Raw genomic sequence first — 17,269 nt, 5'->3', positions numbered from 1 at the left:
CGCAAAACACCGGCGGCTTATACCGCCGGTGTAGAAAAAGGGGTGTCATCGCTGAATCCGGTGATCCAGTCAGTGACCGATTGCTGAAAACGTTCCAGCCCGCGCAGGGTGACGAATTCGTTCACGCCGTGTGCGTTGCCGCCGCGCCCCAGCCCGCCAATCAGGAAGGCCGGTGCCACGCGGGCGAAGGTGTAAGCCGGTGCGCAGCCGGGTGCCCACGGCCAGATTTGCGGTTTCGCGCCCTGCATTGCGTAACTGGCAAGCAGGGCGTCAACGCCGGGGCTGTGGTATGCGAAACGGTGGCCGGGATAACAGTCGTCGAGTTCCAGTTCCACGCCGTTGAATTCCGGGCGGGACAGCGTCTGGCGGATCACCGCCAGCAGGCTTTCACCGTCGATGCCCGGCGGGACGCGCAGGGCAATCTCGGCGCTGGCGCTGCGTGGGATCACGCCGCGCGATTCCAGCGGGTCGCTGCGGATTTCCGAAATATTCAGCACTGCGCCGTTGATCAGCTGTTGCAGGCAGGCCAGCGTATCGCCGCTGACGGATAACGTTTCGCTGCGGCGAAACGTCAATTCGTCGGCAATGCTGAACTGTGCGGCAAGTGTGGAAAGCAGGCGGTTGGCTTCTTCATCAATAGCCTGACGGGCAATCACACCGCTGTTGTGCGCGGGGGCGATGGCATTGAGTGCAGCCACCAGACGCCAGACCGGGTTGGCAATCCAGTTGGCGTTACTGGCGTGGATCGCCGCAGACGGGCCGCCCCATTTGCCGCCGCTGACTTTTAAGCGGCCTCCGCTCAGCCCGCTGAATCCGAGATAAACGCGCGGCTCGCCGCCGCCGTATTCGCACAGCGACGGGAAAAAGACCGCACCGGCGGCAGACACCGGGCACGGCTCCTGCGCCAGATAGCGGCGCAGCTGGCCGCTGCCAATTTCCTCTTCACCTTCCAGCAGTATTTCCAGATTGACGTTGAGTTTTCCGCTCTCACACAGTGATTTCACTGCCATCAGCATGCCCGCCAGCGGGCCTTTGTTGTTTTCGGCACCGCGTGCAATAAAGACTTCACCGACGCCCGGCCAGTCGGTCACGCCGCCGGTAAACGGTGGAAACTCCCAGCCCGCATTGTCCGCAGGCATCACGTCATACATGTTGTAAAGCACCAGCGTTTTTTCCGCCTGCCGGTCAATGCGCATATGCACCAGCGGCGGGGCGTCTTGCTGCGTTTGCTCGCTGACAGAAATCACCGGCACGCCGCCCAGTTCGGTACGGATCCAGTCTTCCAGCCAGTGCGCCAGCGCGCGTTGCTGACCCAGCTGGCCGGATACGCTGGTAAACGGCGTGATGGCAGACAGCAAATCCAGCGTCGGATAAATCGACGGCGTAATTGAAATACTCACAGGCGGATCCTCGGGTTCAGTACCACATAGAGCAGGTCGATAATCAGGTTGATGCCGACAAACACCAGCGCGGCCAGCAACACAATGGCCTGTACCAGCGGGAAATCACGGTTCTGAATGGCCTGTACGGCCAGGCGGCCAATGCCCGGCCAGGCAAAAATGATTTCCGTCACCAGCGCGCCGCCGAGCAGCGAGGCGAAATACATCCCCTGCACGGTGATGACCGGGATCAGCGCATTACGCAGCCCGTGGCGCACGACAATCCGCCAGGCACTCAGCCCTTTGGCACGCGCGGTACGGATGTAATCCTGCTGCATCACGTCAATCAGGCTGGCGCGGATCAGGCGCGCAATGGCGCTCATGTAATACGCGCCGAGGCTCAGGGCGGGCATGATGAGCTGACTGGCGCTGCCATAACCGCCGGACGGCAGCCAGCGCAGGTTCAGGCTGAACACAATAATCAGCAGCAGGCCGAGCCAGAAAACCGGGATTGCCTGACCGCTGAACGCCAGCAGGCGCGAGAGCAAATCCCACGCGGTGTTCTGGTACAGCGCGCTGACGATGCCGAGCAGCAAACCGGCAACCGTGCTCCAGAGCAGGGCGCTGACGGCGAGCAGCAGCGTGGCGGGAACGCGCTGACCAATTAACTCAGTGACCGGCTGGCTGTAGCGCAGGGATTCGCCGAGATCGCCGTGTAAAACGCCCGTCAGGTAATGCCAGTATTGCCAGATAAGCGAGCGATCAAAGCCCATACTGTGGCGGAAATTCTCGATTTCCTGCTGGCTCGAGCCGGGCGGCATCATGACCGCCGCCGGATCACCCGTGAGGTGCAAACTGTAGAAAATCAGCAGTGAGACGCCAAACATCACCAGTACGGATTGCCCGAGGCGTTGCAGGATATAACGCAGCATATCAGTCGAGCCTCGTGTGGGTTTTACGCAGCAGGCTGTCGCCAAGCAGGTTGCAGCCAATGACCAGCGCGGCAATGACCAGCCCCGGATACAGCACCAGCCACTGCGCGAGCAGCATGTAAGAACGGCCTTCGCCGATCAGATTTCCCAGCGTCGGCGTCGGTGGCTGAATGCCCATACCGAGGAAGCCAATCGACGCCTCAAGCACGATAAGACGCGGAATATCCAGCGTCAGCAGGACAATCAGCGGCGTCATCAGGTTGGGTAAAACGTGGCGCAGCAAAATGCGCGGCGTCGAAAAGCCCATGGCCTTGACGGATTCGATGTATTCCAGCTCGCGGATTTCCAGCGTTTTGGCGCGCGCCACGCGGGCATAAATTGCCCAACTGGTAACGCCCATGATCAGGATGATATTGGTAAGGGACGCGCCGAACAGCGCCATCACCAGTAAGATCAGCAGGATAAACGGCACTGCCAGCTGGATATCCATCAGGCGCATAATCAGCGCGTCCAGCCAGCCACCCACATATCCGGCAATCATGCCAAGCACCGAACCGATCACCGCCGCAATCACCGCTGCCAGCAACACCACCATCAGGGAGAGGCGCGTGCCCGCCAGAATGCGCGACAATAAATCACGGCCCAGCTGATCGGTGCCGAGCAGATGCTGGCCACCGGGCGCAGAAAACGCCGCCGCCAGATCGTTCTTCAGCGGATCCGGCAGCGGTAACCACGGCGCGAGAAGCGCCGGGATGATGACCAGCAACAGCAAAAGGCCGCCGAGAATACCGTCGCCATAAAAGCGACGACGGGGTTTTCTCTGCAAAGCCGAACGCAGTGAAATCATTTAAGCCTCAGGTCGAACAGCGGAATGCGGGAATCTGCGCGGCCTTTGAAGGTCACATTATCCGCACTGGCATACAGTGAATCTTCCTTGTAAAGCGGGATCAGCGGTTGCTGTACGGCCACAACCTGCTGGATTTGTTGTAAAATTTTCTCGCGTTTCGCCGGGTCAACCGTGGTGCGGCTGCTGTTAAGCAGGGCGTCCAGCTCCGGTGAGTTCACCGTGGAATACGGTTCGCCGGAATGCAGGATCGGATACAGCGCGGCATCGGCGTCCAGCGTCTGCGTGGAACCCCACGCCAGCATGTACAGCGGAGCCTGTTTCTGCGCCGCCACCTGCTGGGTATAGACCGACCATTCCGGGACTTCCAGCTCAGCTTTCACGCCGATCGCCGCCAGATCCTGCACGATCGCCTGTGCCACATCGGCGCTGGCAATATAACGACGCGGTGCCTGGAATTTCAGGGTGAAGCCCTGCGGATAACCGGCTTCGGCCAGCAGGGATTTCGCCTTCGCGACGTCCTGCGCCGGTGCCGGGATCGCGTCATAGCCAAAATCTTTCGGCCCGGCCATCGTGCCGGTTGGTGTGCCGAAACCGTGCAGCAAATCGCGGGTATACGCCGTGCGGTTCAGCGCCAGAGACAGCGCCTGACGTACGCGCACGTCGTTCAGCGGTTTCTGGTCGTTCTTCAGCCCGAGGTAAATCGTCAGTCCACCATTTTTCACCTGTTCAAGATGCACGCCCGGTTTGTTTTTCAGCGCAGGAACCAGATCGGCCGGAACGCCATCCACCAGCTGAACTTCTCCGGTCAGCAGGGCGGTGATACGCGCAGTGGCTTCAGGAATTGGCCGCCAGGTAACGGTATCGATTGCGGGCTTACCACGCCAGTAATCAGGATTCGCCTGCATCACCACTTTTTCGTCGGGGATAAACGTCTGCAAGGTGTACGCACCTGACCCGACCGGTTTACGCGCAAATTCAGCCGCGCCCACTTTGGTGACATACGCCGGTGGCACGATGTACGTCGGGTAACGGCTCATCCGCGTGGGCAGCAGCGGATCCGGGCCGCTGGTGTGAATTTTCACCTGATAATCGCCGGTGACTTCCACTGATTTGATTGTGCGGATATAAGAGATGGTTGGCGCATGGTTTGCGGGATCAAGAATACGGTCAATGGAGAATTTGACGGCCTGCGCGTTTACGGGTTCACCGTCGCTGAACTTCACGCTCTGGCGTAATGTGAATTCCCAGGTGGTATCGTCGAGTGATTTCCAGCTGGTCGCCAGCCCTGGCTGCAACTGCATATTGGCATCGCGCAGCACCAGCGTGTCAAAGAGGTTGTCCACCAACGTGGCGGATTCTTTCAGGAACCCCGGATCCATCGCCGTGGCAGAGGTGGTTTGCGCGATCACCAGTTCAGAGGCGAAAACCGCCGGAGTCGTGAGGCCAAGCAGCAAGGCCAGTGAAGCCAGTTTGAATGCAGGTGTTCTCATTTACGGTCATTCCCAAAGTGAAGCCGCCAGAAGCGTTGACGGAATTAAAGTGAAGTCACTGCGTCGAAAACGTTTAATCAATGTCCAATTCCTTAATACAGGATATATCCTATATAATGTATTTTTGGCAAGCCAGACTTTAAACCGCAAAAGAAAAGACAAATTTTTGCTAAAGGAAATGTCACATGTTTGAGATGGAAAAAGCGCAGCGAATCAGCCTGACCATGCAGGTTGAAGCCAAACTGAAAGGAGCGCTGATTGTCGGTGTACTCAAGCCGGGCGCGCGACTGGTCACGAAAGAGATTGCCAGCCAGCTGGGCACCAGCGTCACGCCGGTGCGCGAAGCGTTACTGCGGCTGGTCTCCGCCGGTGCGCTGGATGCCACGCCCGCGCAGGCGTTTCTGGTGCCAAAAATTGCGCTGTCGCGCTATCAGGAAATCACGCTGATCCGCAAAAACCTCGAAGGTCTGGCCGTGTCGCAGGCCTGCGAGCGCATCACCGCAGATAACATTGCGCTGCTCAGGACGCTGAATGCAGAATTTATGGCAGCAAAAGCGGAGAACAACGTTGAAGAGGCTTTGCAGAATAATCGCGAGTTTCGCTTTGCCCTGTATGAAATGGCCGGAATGCCGACGCTGACCGCCCTCATCGAACAACTGTGGGTACAAATTGGCCCGTGCTTTAACTATCTTTATCCGCAGTCTTCACCGATGACACAAGGAAAGCACAACTACGACCAGCTGTTGCTGGCGCTGGAAGCCGGCGATGGCAAACGCTGCGTTAAATTGATCCATAAAGCGATTGATGACGGCGCGGCTATTCTGGTGGAGCACTATTTTTCACAGGAATAATTCAGCGCTGTACTGACAGATCACGCCCACAAAAAAGGTGCACAAAAGTGCACCTTTTTACTCAGAACGCCGCAGCGTTTATCAGAACATCAGCACCATCCACGGGTAAGCAATCAGCATCATGCCGCCGAGGAAAATGGCACCGAAAATGGTGCCCAGACGCCAGTAATCTTTGGTCGGCAGATAACCGCTGCCGTAATAGATTGGGCTCGGACCGGTACCGTACGGGGTGATGATTCCCATCACACCCAGCGATGTCACCATCATCAGGCAGTAAACCGGCATATTGATGCCCGGAATGGCCGCTGCGATAGTCAGCATCGCCGGTAACAGTGCGGTGGTATGCGCCGTGGTACTGGCGAACAGATAGTGCAGCAGGAAGAATGCAATCAGCAGCATGACCGCAGCCACCTGCGGGTCGAAACCGTTGAGCAACTGGCCGCCTTCTTTACCCAGCCAGGCGATAAAGCCGACGCGTGCCAGGCCATCCGCCAGCGCGACCAGCGTGGCAAACCAGGCGAAAGTATTCCAGGCCGGTTTGTTGCTGGTAATGTCGTTCCAGTTCAGCACGCCGGTCCACAGCATCAGCACCACCACCAGTAATGCTGCCAGCGCCGGTTCAATCCAGGCAGCGGCAAAAATCCACATCAGCAGCGCAGAACACACGAAGATCAACAGCAGGATTTCGTTGCGTGACAATTTCCCGAGTTTTTCCAGCTCAGCCTTCGCCCACTTTGGTACTTCATCATTAATTTTGACTTCCGGCGGATAGAACCAGTACGCCAGCAGCGGCATAACCAGGATCAGAATCACGCCCAGCGGCAGGAACGCCAGGAACCACATCCCCCACGAGATATTGAACCCGACGATGCTTTTCACCAGCGCCAGCGCCAGCAGGTTAGGGGCCAGCGCGGATAAAAACATCGAACTGGTGATACAGGCCGCAGTAATGGCGACCCACATCAGATACGAACCGATTTTACGTGCACTCGGGTCATTCGGTTTGGAGCCGTAAAGCGGCGGTAAGTTGGCAATAATCGGGTAAATGGTCCCGCCGCTGCGCGCGGTGTTGGACGGTGTGAACGGCGCCAGCAGCAGGTCGGCGAAGGTAATCGCGTAACCTAACGTCAGGCTGCGGCGACCGAGATATTTCACCAGGATCAGCGCCAGGCGGCGGCCAAACTGCGTTTTGTCGTAACCGGCGGCGAACATAAAGGCACCGAAGATTAACCAGACCGTCGAGTTACCAAAGCCGCTCACTGCCCATTTAAAGGCTTCCGTTGGCATTTTAAACTTCGGGTTAGCAATTTCTTCCGGGCTGAACAACAGCCACTGGCTGAACAGGGCAATCACGACGACGCCGGTCAGGCCAATCACTGCGCCGGGCAGGGGTTCGAAGATTAAGCCGACAATCACCCCGACAAAAATGGCAAAGAAGTGCCAGGCATAAGGCTCAAGCCCTGCCGGTACGGGTGTCAGCAACAACAGCACTGCCACCACGACAGGCAGGAACAGCATGATCAGGTGTTTTTTTTGCCCCGACGGGGCAGGAACGGCCTTGTTAGGATCATTCAAATCAGATGTGGGTTTCATAGTTTTTTGTCTGCCAGTTATTGAGTGTGAGCTTTACGCCCCGGTTACCTGCAATTGCTTTTCATTTTGAATGGGCTTGCGTTATTTCACTGTGACATTGGAAATACATTAATTTCTCTTTACCCGAAATTTGTAACCTAATACTTAATCCGTATGAATCTGGTATGACGTGATTAAGACATTACGATTAACTTCAGCTGAGATTGCCCCATGAATTAATTTTTATTTAGCGGAATAACTGCATAAAAGGTGTGGTTATTTTTCTTTTAAAAAATTCCTCTTATGAGAATGTAGAGTAAATTTTCGTAAAAGCAAAACTCAGGGTTCAACTCGCTGATTTTACAGGAAGGATTTTTTATGTTAAACAAAAGTTGATTTTTGTCAACCCATCATTAACAATTGAAGGAGGTATTTGCGTTAATATCGGTTAAATAGACAACTCCTGTTCCCTCAAAAGTTATAACGGCATTTATCACCTATATAAGCAAATAAATTTTTATATTCATCACCTGCATCGGATTGCTTAATTCAACGTTAAGTAATGCGGCCATGGAAAATTAAAGACTTTTTAAATTTTGGAGTTGATCATAATGAATAAGCTGACCCCGGTACTTAACCCGCTCACGCTGCCCAATGGCGCGGTGTTGAAAAACCGCCTGCTGATGGCCCCTATGACCACCTGCACCGGTTTTTACGACGGCACGGTGACCAGTGAACTGGTGGAGTATTATCGCGACCGGGCGGGCAGTATCGGCACCATTATTGTGGAATGTTGCTTTATTGACCGTATGGGACCGGCGTTCCCTGGCGCCATCGCCATCGACAGCGACAACAAAATTTCCGGTCTGAAGAAAATTGCTGATGCGATAAAATCCAAAGGCTCAAAAGCGATCCTGCAGATTTATCACGGTGGCAGGATGGTTGAACCGGAACTGATTGGCGGCCGTACGCCCGTTGCGCCAAGCGCCATCGCTGCGCCGCGCGAGGGGGCGACCACCCCGAAAGAGCTGACCGGTGAAGAAGTGGAAACCATGATCACCAAATTTGGTGATGCCGTGAACCGTGCGATCAAAGCCGGATTCGACGGTGTGGAAATCCACGGTGCCAACACGTATCTGATTCAGCAGTTCTATTCCCCGAACTCCAACCAGCGTACCGACAAATGGGGCGGTGACCGCGATAAGCGCGCACTGTTCCCGCTGGAAGTGCTGGAAATCACCCACAAAATGGCGAAACGCTTTGCCGATGCTTCCTTTATTATCGGTTACCGTTTCTCGCCGGAAGAGCTGGAAGTGCCCGGCATCCGCTTTGACGACACGATGTATCTGCTGGAAAAGCTGGCGGCGCGCGGGCTGGACTATGTGCATTTCTCCGTCGGCCAGTTGCTGCGCCCGTCCATTGTCGATACTCAGGATCCGACCCCGCTTATCACCAAATTCCGTGCGATGCGTTCTGACACGCTGGCGAAAATCCCGGTCATCGGCGTGGGTGGCGTGGTGAACAAAGCGGATGCGGAACGTGGGCTGGAACACGGCTTTGACCTGATAGCCGTGGGCAAAGCCTGTATTGCCTATCCGGACTGGGCCGACCGCATTATCAACAACGATCACCTTGAACTGTACATCGACAGCCATAAGCGTGAAGAGCTGAATATTCCTGAGCCGCTGTGGCGCTTCTCACTGGTTGACGCCATGATCCGCGACACCAGCGTGACGGGGCGTAAATACAAAGCCGGGGTTTATCAGGAGAAAGTCGAAGCCGAAGCGCTGAAGCTGAAAATCCGCGTCACGCTGGACACCGACCGTATCACCGACATTGCGCTGGTGAAAGACGATTCGCTGGATGTGGACTTCACCACCACTTTTGAAAGTTTGCGTACCCGCATGCTGGTGGCCAACAGCCCGCACGTTGATGCCATTACCGGTGCGACCACCCAAAGTGAGGCGTTGAAAAAAGCTGTCTCGCGCGCAATGGCGACGTCCAGTAAAGAACATGTGATTGAAGAAGGGGGTAATCCGCAGGCACCGCAAAACTTTGACGTTGTGGTCATCGGCAGCGGCGGCGCAGGGCTGGCGGCAGCGATTCAGGCGCACGATGACGGCGCGCATGTGGTGATCATTGAGAAGATGCCGACCATTGGCGGTAACACGATCAAAGCCTCGGTCGGGATGAACGCGGCAGAAACCCGCTTCCAGAAACTCAAAGGTATCGAAGACAGCAAAGACCTGTTCTATGACGAAACGCTTAAAGGCGGCAAATTTAAAAACAATCCGGTACTGCTGCGCGAATTCGTCGAGCTGGCACCGGAAGCCATCGAATGGCTGGCGGCGAAAGAGATCGAACTGAACGACATCACCATTACCGGCGGGATGAGCATCGACCGTACACACCGTCCGGCAGACCGTTCTGCGGTAGGCGGGTTCCTGATCAGCGGGCTGGTGAAAAACATCAATAAACGCGAAATTGAAGTTCTGCTGGAGACATCAGTCGATGAGATCCTGTTTGAAAATGGTGTGGTGACCGGCGTTAAAGTGGTGGACGAATACAACGATACCCGCATCCTGAATGCGAAAAGCGTCATCGTCGCTACAGGTGGTTTCAGTGCGAACCGTGAAATGGTGGTGAGCTACCGTCCGGAGCTGGACGGCTTTGTTACGACCAACCACAAAGGCGCGACCGGCAGCGGGATTGCGATGTTGCAAAAGATTGGTGCAGACACCGTTGATATGGGCGAAATTCAGATCCACCCGACGGTGGAACAAACAACGTCCTATCTGATCTCTGAAGCCATCCGCGGCGGCGGGGCGATTCTGGTCAGTCAGGCGGGCAAGCGTTTCTATAACGAGATGGAAACACGCGACAAAGTTTCTGCAGAGATTATCGCGCTGCCGGAGAAAAGTGCGTGGGTCATCTTTGATGAGCAGGTGCGCGCCAACAACAAAGCGGCTGATGAATATATCGCCAAAGGTTTTGTGCTCAGCGCCCCGACACCGGAAGAGCTGGCAGTAAAACTGAATATGGATCCGCAGGCATTATCGGAAACCCTGCTGCGCTACAACCTGTTTGTGGTGGAGAAAAATGACGAAGATTTCGGGCGGACGACCGCGTTGCGTCACCCGCTTAATCAGGGGCCGTTCTTTGCGATCCGCGTCGCGCCGGGTGTCCACCATACGATGGGTGGCGTCACTATTAACACGGATACCGCGGTTCTGGATGCGCAGAAGCAAATCATCCCCGGCGCCTGGGCGGCGGGCGAGGTGGTCGGCGGCATCCACGGCGCAAACCGGATTGGCGGCAACGCCGTGGCCGATATCATCATCTTCGGGACCCTGGCGGGGAGGAAGGCGACAGCATTTTCGAAAGGATAAACAATACGCGTTGTGCGCTTAAGCGGGTATAGCTGCTGACAGCTGGATCGAGAAAGTTTCGGTTTTTCAATTGCAGTGATCGCTCAGCGGCTGACGCCGAAACCGACCAAAGAGGCCCAGGACGGGGCCTCTTTGGAATCTCCACGTCTTTTTCAACACGCGCTATCGCTGGGTCGATGGACATGTTCTGTTACTCCGGCGCGTGGCGCGAAATCTTGCCGCTACGCGGTGCCTTCATTTCGGTCTTCGAGCCATAGGTCTCGAAACGCTCATTCAGCAAGCTTTCTGAGCGCGCCAGTTCACCTTTTTAGAAGATTAAAACCAGTCTGCATTTGAATTTAGATAAGCCATTGGCCGCTTTCAAAAATCACGCTGGAAGGAGAGGTGGAAAACCGCGTATTTTTTCGCGCGGTTTGTAATCCGACTGGAAGGAACCGCGTAGCGGCGGGATTTTGCGGCACTAGCCGTAGTAGCTGAAACATAGCCAGCGAGCGATAGCGCGCAGTGAAAGAGCCGGAGATTCTTAAGAGGCGCGGCGATAGGCGCCTCTTAAGGCCAGTTTGGGTGGCAACCCAAGGTTTTGATTTTGACCTGAAGCCAGTTTGGGTGAAACCCACAATCCTGACCTGATCTACTCCCCGCGCCATATCTCCTCCGCCAGCCGGTAAAAATTCCCGCCCAGCACGTCTTTGATCACTTTGTCGCTGTGGCCGGATTGCAGTAAATACCCGACGACCTCTTCAAGCGCAGACGGCGCGACGTAATCACTGACGCCTGAATACTCTTCCGCAGGCCAGTATTCAGGGTGCGCGGCGAGAATTTCATCGGTGCTGGCGTTACCGACCGGGAAGGCATAATCGAGCGCGATGGCAACATGGCGGGGCCCGGCGACGTTAATCAGATAATCAGCGTGGCGGGCAAACAGGGCGGCATCCGGCTTACCGGCACCCAGGAATTTCCCGATACCGTTAACGCCGATAATACCGCCGGATTTCGCGCAGGCGCGGATTTGCTCGTCGCTGATATTGCGTCCGTGCGCGTGAACGGCTTTCGGGTTCGAATGGGAGAAAATTACCGGTTTGCGGGAATAGTCGATCGCCTCGAGACTGGTCTGAAGGCTGCAATGCGATACGTCAACAAACATCCCGACGCGGTTCATTTCGTCGATGACTTCCTTGCCAAACGTGGTTAAACCCGTGTTTTCATCATGACAGCCGCCGCCGGCCAGATTGTTGCGGTTATAGGCGAACAGCATCTGCCGCACGCCAAGATGATGATAAAACTCGACCATTTCCACACGCCCATCCAGCGCATTCATGCCTTCGATATCAAAGGTTATTGCCAGCTTTCCGGCGGCGCGCGCGGTGAGAATATCTTCGGGCTGGCTGACCAGCAGATAATCATCGGCGTGGTCGAGGATCCAGTGGCGGAAGGCCGCCAGATTCCGCACTGTCTGCTCCCACGGCAGGACGTCAAACCCGACATCCACCGACAGATAATGTACTCCGGCATCGCGCCAGAGCTGCAAATTATTCAGATCCGCCGCCGGATCGGGCATAAAACCGGAGTGTCCGTCCCACACCAGCGAACCGGAAAAAAGTGAACGGGCGCGTTGTGCGATGTCTGTCTGCGTCATGTCGGAATTTCCTGTAATAAAAAAGTCTGAGCGGGTGACTGCTGCGTTAAGACGTTATCCAGCCAGCCAGGTTCGAGAGTCGGTTCTGCCTGTAACAGGCGCGCGGTGTAATCGTCGAAAGGCGGTGCCAGCACCGTTTCCCTCAGGCCGTGACGCACCAGTTTCCCCCGGTGCATGACGGCGACGGAATGCGCGATGCTGCGCACGGTTGCGATGTCATGGGTGATGAAAAGCAGCGTCAGACCGGTGGAGTGCTGAAGCTGCCGGAACAGCGCAAGTACGCCTTGCGCGACCAGAGGATCCAGCGCTGAGGTCGGTTCGTCACAAATGAGAATGTCCGGTTCAGCCGCCAGCGCCCGGGCAATCGCCACACGCTGTTTCTGGCCGCCGGAAAGCTGAGACGGAAAACGATCAATCAGATCGCGTGAGAGTTCGACCTGCCCGAGTAACTGGCTGATTTGCTCGCTGAGCGCCGCGCCGCGTAAACCGGTGCGCCGGGCCACGTTACGTCCCACCAGTTCGCGTACGCGATGGCGCGGATTCAGCGCGGTGTCCGGGTTCTGATAGATGTACTGGATCCGCTGACGCTGCGCGGGTGTCCGGCGCTGACAGTCAAATGACAGCGCTTCACCTTCAAGCGACAGCTCGCCGGATGTGGGTTTTTGCAAACCGGCCAGCGTGCGGGCAAGGGTAGATTTCCCCGAACCCGATTCGCCGACTAATGCGAAAGTTTGCCCCCGCGGCAGGGAAAGTGAAAACCGGGAAATGACCGGCTCGCCGCTGCCATATCCCACGGTGAGATTGCGCAGTTCCAGCACGGGTGCCGTTTGCGCAGGCGTAGCCAGCGGTGCGGGGTGTCGGGTACTGAGCAACGCCTGCGTGTAAGCCTGTGCAGGCGCACGCAAAATCTCCGCCGTGCGGCCACTTTCAACCGGCTTGCCGTGGCGAAGCACCAGCAGGCTGTCGGCAATCTGAGATACCACGGCAATATCATGCGAGATATATAACGCTGCGGTGTGAGTCTGTTTTACGGCGCGGCGGATGGCGGCCAGCACGTCGAGCTGGGTCGTGACATCCAGCGCGGTGGTCGGTTCGTCAAACACAATCACGTCCGGCGATGAACACAGCGCCATGGCGGTCATTGCGCGCTGCAACTGCCCGCCGGAAACCTGATGGGGATAACGACGGGCGAACTGAGCAGGGTCGGGTAATCCAAGCAGACCAAACAGCTGCAACATCCGTTCCTGTGCTGCAGTTTTGCTGATGACACCATGAAAACAGGCGGCTTCAGTCACCTGCGCACCGAGGGTTAACGCCGGATTAAACCCGGCACTGGCCGACTGTGCCACATAGCAAATCCGTTTGCCCTGATGTAAGGCTAAATGCGTCGCATCCTGCGGCCGGTAGACGTTGCCGAGAAACGTAATCGCGCCGCTGAGCGGGCGTAACGCGCCACGATAATGCCCCATGACTGCCAGACCGAGCGTGGATTTTCCGGCACCCGATTCTCCGATCAGCCCGAGCACTTCGCCCCGGCGCAATGTGAAAGAAACTTTGTCCACCAGCACCGTTTCCCCGAAGCCCACGCTGAGTTCATGCACCTGCAAAATGGCGTCAGACATTACAGAATCTCCTGTTGTTGCAGTTTTCTGCTCAGCGCATCGACCAGCAGGTTGATAGCGATCACCAGCAGGGAAATCGCCACTGCCGGATAGAAGGCCGCGCTGACGCCAAACAAAATGCCATCTTTATTTTCACGGACGATAGCCCCCCAGTCGGCGGCCGGTGGCTGAATGCCCAGCCCGATAAAAGACAGCGTGGAGATGAACAGAATGCTGGCGCTGAACTGCATTCCCCATTCGGCCAGCAGCGGGAAACGGGCGTTCGGCAGCATTTCCCGCGTGATGCGATACCAGTGGGTTTCGCCTGCCAGTATTGCCGCTTCCATATAATCCGTGGCGGAAATATGCGACGCAAGGCTGTAACCCAACCGGTAAACCCGGGTAGCGCCGATGGCGACCAGAACGGCCACCAGCGTGAGGTTGGTTTGCGGTAAAACAGCCAGCGCTACCAGCGCAATGATCAGTGACGGCAGCGACATAAAGAGATCGTTCAGCCGCGACAACAGCATTTCAAATCCGCCACCGACGCTGACAGCCAGAAAGCTCAGCAGCGTGCCGAGCAACGTCGCCAGCGCCGAAATCACAAAGGCAAAAAACAACGTGAGGCGCGCGCCGTAAAGCAGGCGGGAAAACAAATCCCGCCCGAGATTATCGGTACCCAGCCAGTGCGTGGCGCTCATGGGTTGCCAGATGTCACCGGCGATCTGACCGGCCTCAAAAGGCGCCAGCCACGGAGCCGCCAGGGCGGCAAGGATAAATACCACCAGCAAAACGCCGCCGGTGATAGCGCTGACAGAAGAGAACAACGTTTTCATTTTGGAAATCTCAGGCGGGGATTCGCCGCCATCGCGAGCATATCGACCAGCAAATTAAGCAGGATATAGACCGCCGCAAAGACCAGACCGCAGGCTTCGACCACAGGAATATCGCGCACCGTGACGGCATCCACCATGTACTGACCTACGCCGGGATAAACAAAAATTACCTCAATGATCATGGCGCCCACGATCAGCCCGGCAAGATTCATGGCAATCACGGTCAGCACGGGCGAAATGGCATTGGGGGCGGCATGCTTCCACAAAATACGCAACGGCGGCAGGCCTTTCAGGCGGGCGGTTTCCATCCACGGCGTGTTGGTGACGGACATCAGCGCACTGCGCGCGGAACGTAACATGTTCGCCAGAACGGCAATCGCCAGCGTCAGCACGGGTAAAAGCATCGCGGAAAGCCGGTCAGGCAGGGTCATGCCGTCGTAGATTGTTGAAGGGAAGGTGGACACGCCGACGTGCAACACCAGAATCTGAATAAGCAGATAACCGATGAAAAATTCCGGCAGGGAAAGAATGAGCAGCGATATCAGTGTAATGAGTCGATCCGGCAGGCGGTGCAGATAGCGCACGGCAAATAACCCGCCGAGCAGCGCGACGGGCACCGCCAGCAGCGCCGAAGCACCCGCCAGCCATAATGAGTTCAGCAACCGGTGCCCGAGCTGGGCGCTGACCGGCTGCTGGCTGGCCCACGACAGCCCGAAGTCACCGTGGAAAATCTGCGCCACCCAGTGCCAGTAGCGCGTCACCAGCGGTTTATCCAGCCCCAGACTTTGCCGGATGCTGGCCATCGCTTCCGGCGTGGCGGTTCTGCCCAGCGAGGTAGCCGCAAAATCGCCGGGCAGGGTGTTCACCGCGATAAAAATCAGCAGCGAAACGCCCCACAGCAAAATCACCGCCAGCAACAGGCGGTGTCCTAATGCGCGTGCCAGCGGATGACGGGGTGTGGCAAAACTCACCCCGTTAGCCAGAGTTCTTTTCATCAACTGTTCAGCCAGACGCGTGAAATTACCTGACCGTTTGATAAGTCGTTGCCGACATCCTCGGTATAGCCCTGAAGTTTGTTGCTGCTGGCGTTCAGATAGTTATTGAATACCGGCAGCAGCGTGCCACCTTCGTCGCGCACAATCAGCGCGATATCGTGGTAAAGCGCGCGACGTTTGGCTTCATCTTCTTCTGCTCGCGCCAGCTTCAGCAGGCTGGCAAACTGCGGGTTAGCGAAGTTCGTTTCGTTACTGGCGGAGGTCGGGCCCAGCTCGAGGGAGTAAATCAGATCCTGCGTTAAACGCGTTCCCCATGACGATACGCAGAACGGCTTGTTACGCCAGACATTATTCCAGTAGCCGTCGTCAGGCTGGCGGCGGATATCGATTTTGATACCGGCTTTTTGCGCGCTGAGCTGGAAAAGCGTGGCAGCATCAACCGCGCCGGGAAATGCGCCTTCCGCCACGTCGAGCACAACCGGCCCTGTGTAACCGGATTTCTTAAAGTGGAACGCCGCTTTCTCTGCATCATACTGACGCTGCGGGATATCGGCCGGGAACAGCGGGTAGGCCTTGTTTACCGGAAAATCATTGCCCAGCGAGCCATAGCCGCCCAACACGCGGTCGAGGATCTGCTGGCGATCGATGGCGTATTTTAGCGCAAGGCGCAGATCGTTATTATCGAAGGGTGGCTTATTAACCATCATCGGCAGCGTGTAATGTCCGCGCCCCGGCGTGTTGTAAACCGTTACCGGGCCATTTTTGAGCAATGCCACAATCTTCGGGCTCAGGCCGCTGATGAAATGTACTTTGCCGGTGGAGAGCGCTGCCACACGGGAAGACGCGTCGTTAATCGCAATCACTTCTGCGCTGGCAACGTGGCCGCGTTCGCTGTCCCAGTCGTGCGGGTTTTTCTCCAGTTGGGTGTAGACGCCCGCTTCGAATTTCACAATGCGGTAAGGACCCGTGCCGATGCCAGCATTGGGATTTTCTACGCCGCCACCCGGTTGGATTTGCAGGTTCCACAGCGAAAGCACCAGCGGAAAATCAACGTTACTTTCATTGAGCGTCAGGGTGATTTTATCGCCTTCCGCCGTTACCGACTGAATGGACGACAGGTACGCCACCACGCCGGAACGGGATTTCGGATCACGATGGCGGAGAATGGTTTTCACCACATCGTCGGCGGTCAGCGGTTGTCCGTTGTGGAACAGCACGCCTTTGCGCAGCGTAAACACCCAGCGCGTTGATTTTTCGCTGCCTTCCCAGCTTTCCGCCAGGCCGGGAATGGCTTTGCCGCTGGCCGGATCGGTGCGCACTAACGTGTCGCCCCACGCGCAGCCAACGACCATCATGTAGGAACTTATCCAGGTGGCCGGATCCAGCAGGTCGGTGGTGGCCGCGCCGTCAATCCCGAGTTTGAGGTGTCCGCCTTTTTTCGGCGTGTTGTCGGCAGCCTGAGCGGGCAGCGTCAGGCTCATGCCTGAGGCGGCTCCGGCGGCCAGAGAAAATTTGAGAAAATCGCGACGATTCCAGGAAGTTGACATTTTATTATCCTAATTTTATGTGCTGAAACGGTGTAAATACCCTGCTGCTATTGACCACCCGAAGCGGTCGAAAAATGCCCCAAAGGGGCGTAATCCTAAAAAATGGGTAACATTTTGTCTAATGTGAAAAAAAGATAAGTACATGATAAAAGTGGGAATAACACCGATGGCATAGCGGCACGGTTGCGGCCATG

General features: G+C 56.5%; 12 protein-coding genes. 2 read left to right on the top strand and 10 right to left on the bottom strand.

From position 1 onward, the window contains the following. Window positions 1-17: 17 nt before the first annotated feature. Genes CWS43_RS08575 through CWS43_RS08560 form a run of 4 tightly spaced genes read right to left on the bottom strand, consistent with a single transcriptional unit; the run spans window position 18 to window position 4,648 of the window. The gene (locus CWS43_RS08575) at window positions 18-1,400 is read right to left on the bottom strand and encodes a M20/M25/M40 family metallo-hydrolase (RefSeq protein ID WP_101076529.1); all 1,383 of its coding nucleotides are present in this window, start codon (window positions 1,398-1,400) and stop codon (window positions 18-20) included. Beyond that, on the bottom strand, window positions 1,397-2,311 hold the full coding sequence (locus CWS43_RS08570; RefSeq protein WP_101076528.1) for an ABC transporter permease: 915 nt from the start codon (window positions 2,309-2,311) through the stop codon (window positions 1,397-1,399). Before CWS43_RS08570 ends, CWS43_RS08575 begins: the two co-directional genes overlap by 4 nt. 1 nt (window position 2,312) lies before the next feature. Further along, complete coding sequence (locus CWS43_RS08565; RefSeq protein ID WP_101076527.1) at window positions 2,313-3,158, bottom strand: ABC transporter permease; 846 nt, start codon at window positions 3,156-3,158, stop codon at window positions 2,313-2,315. Then, the gene (locus tag CWS43_RS08560) at window positions 3,155-4,648 is read right to left on the bottom strand and encodes an ABC transporter substrate-binding protein (protein WP_101076526.1); all 1,494 of its coding nucleotides are present in this window, start codon (window positions 4,646-4,648) and stop codon (window positions 3,155-3,157) included. Before CWS43_RS08560 ends, CWS43_RS08565 begins: the two co-directional genes overlap by 4 nt. 185 nt (window positions 4,649-4,833) lie before the next feature. Between CWS43_RS08560 and CWS43_RS08555 the strand changes: the two genes are divergently transcribed. Beyond that, window positions 4,834-5,499 carry a GntR family transcriptional regulator gene (locus tag CWS43_RS08555; RefSeq protein ID WP_101076525.1) on the top strand — a complete coding sequence of 222 codons (666 nt, stop codon included), beginning with the start codon at window positions 4,834-4,836 and terminating at the stop codon, window positions 5,497-5,499. Between the two features lie 81 nt (window positions 5,500-5,580). Here the strand turns inward: CWS43_RS08555 and CWS43_RS08550 are convergent, their stop codons facing one another. After that, the gene (locus CWS43_RS08550) at window positions 5,581-7,092 is read right to left on the bottom strand and encodes an anion permease (RefSeq protein WP_101076524.1); all 1,512 of its coding nucleotides are present in this window, start codon (window positions 7,090-7,092) and stop codon (window positions 5,581-5,583) included. Between the two features lie 590 nt (window positions 7,093-7,682). Between CWS43_RS08550 and CWS43_RS08545 the strand changes: the two genes are divergently transcribed. Next, entirely contained in the window at window positions 7,683-10,460 is a 2,778-nt protein-coding gene (locus CWS43_RS08545; RefSeq protein WP_101076523.1) for a flavocytochrome c, read from the top strand. A 631-nt stretch (window positions 10,461-11,091) separates the two neighbouring features. Here the strand turns inward: CWS43_RS08545 and CWS43_RS08540 are convergent. Genes CWS43_RS08540 through CWS43_RS08520 form a run of 5 tightly spaced genes read right to left on the bottom strand, consistent with a single transcriptional unit; the run spans window position 11,092 to window position 17,075 of the window. Further along, window positions 11,092-12,096: a dipeptidase gene (locus CWS43_RS08540; protein ID WP_101076522.1), complete on the bottom strand. Its 1,005-nt coding sequence runs from the start codon at window positions 12,094-12,096 to the stop codon at window positions 11,092-11,094. Then, window positions 12,093-13,718, bottom strand: a complete 1,626-nt coding sequence (locus tag CWS43_RS08535; RefSeq protein WP_101076521.1) for an ABC transporter ATP-binding protein — start codon at window positions 13,716-13,718, stop codon at window positions 12,093-12,095. Before CWS43_RS08535 ends, CWS43_RS08540 begins: the two co-directional genes overlap by 4 nt. Then, window positions 13,718-14,533: an ABC transporter permease gene (locus CWS43_RS08530; protein WP_101076520.1), complete on the bottom strand. Its 816-nt coding sequence runs from the start codon at window positions 14,531-14,533 to the stop codon at window positions 13,718-13,720. Before CWS43_RS08530 ends, CWS43_RS08535 begins: the two co-directional genes overlap by 1 nt. Continuing rightward, window positions 14,530-15,528 carry an ABC transporter permease gene (locus CWS43_RS08525; protein WP_101076519.1) on the bottom strand — a complete coding sequence of 333 codons (999 nt, stop codon included), beginning with the start codon at window positions 15,526-15,528 and terminating at the stop codon, window positions 14,530-14,532. The genes CWS43_RS08530 and CWS43_RS08525 overlap by 4 nt, the downstream gene beginning before the upstream one ends. Beyond that, a complete protein-coding gene (locus CWS43_RS08520; protein WP_101076518.1) occupies window positions 15,528-17,075 on the bottom strand; it encodes an ABC transporter substrate-binding protein in 1,548 nt (515 codons plus the stop codon). The genes CWS43_RS08525 and CWS43_RS08520 overlap by 1 nt, the downstream gene beginning before the upstream one ends. Window positions 17,076-17,269: the final 194 nt, after the last annotated feature.

Origin of the sequence: Rahnella sp. AA (assembly GCF_002834385.1) — a bacterium.
Lineage (GTDB): Bacteria > Pseudomonadota > Gammaproteobacteria > Enterobacterales > Enterobacteriaceae > Rahnella.
This window is presented reverse-complemented; position numbering and strand designations above follow the sequence as displayed.

Coding starts and splice junctions, on each gene's coding strand:
- CWS43_RS08550 (WP_101076524.1), bottom strand. CDS start 7,092: ATGAAACCCACATCTGATTTGAATGATCCTAACAAGGCCGTTCCTGCC.
- CWS43_RS08560 (WP_101076526.1), bottom strand. CDS start 4,648: ATGAGAACACCTGCATTCAAACTGGCTTCACTGGCCTTGCTGCTTGGC.
- CWS43_RS08565 (WP_101076527.1), bottom strand. CDS start 3,158: ATGATTTCACTGCGTTCGGCTTTGCAGAGAAAACCCCGTCGTCGCTTT.
- CWS43_RS08535 (WP_101076521.1), bottom strand. CDS start 13,718: ATGTCTGACGCCATTTTGCAGGTGCATGAACTCAGCGTGGGCTTCGGG.
- CWS43_RS08530 (WP_101076520.1), bottom strand. CDS start 14,533: ATGAAAACGTTGTTCTCTTCTGTCAGCGCTATCACCGGCGGCGTTTTG.
- CWS43_RS08545 (WP_101076523.1), top strand. CDS start 7,683: ATGAATAAGCTGACCCCGGTACTTAACCCGCTCACGCTGCCCAATGGC.
- CWS43_RS08555 (WP_101076525.1), top strand. CDS start 4,834: ATGTTTGAGATGGAAAAAGCGCAGCGAATCAGCCTGACCATGCAGGTT.
- CWS43_RS08570 (WP_101076528.1), bottom strand. CDS start 2,311: ATGCTGCGTTATATCCTGCAACGCCTCGGGCAATCCGTACTGGTGATG.
- CWS43_RS08525 (WP_101076519.1), bottom strand. CDS start 15,528: ATGAAAAGAACTCTGGCTAACGGGGTGAGTTTTGCCACACCCCGTCAT.
- CWS43_RS08520 (WP_101076518.1), bottom strand. CDS start 17,075: ATGTCAACTTCCTGGAATCGTCGCGATTTTCTCAAATTTTCTCTGGCC.
- CWS43_RS08540 (WP_101076522.1), bottom strand. CDS start 12,096: ATGACGCAGACAGACATCGCACAACGCGCCCGTTCACTTTTTTCCGGT.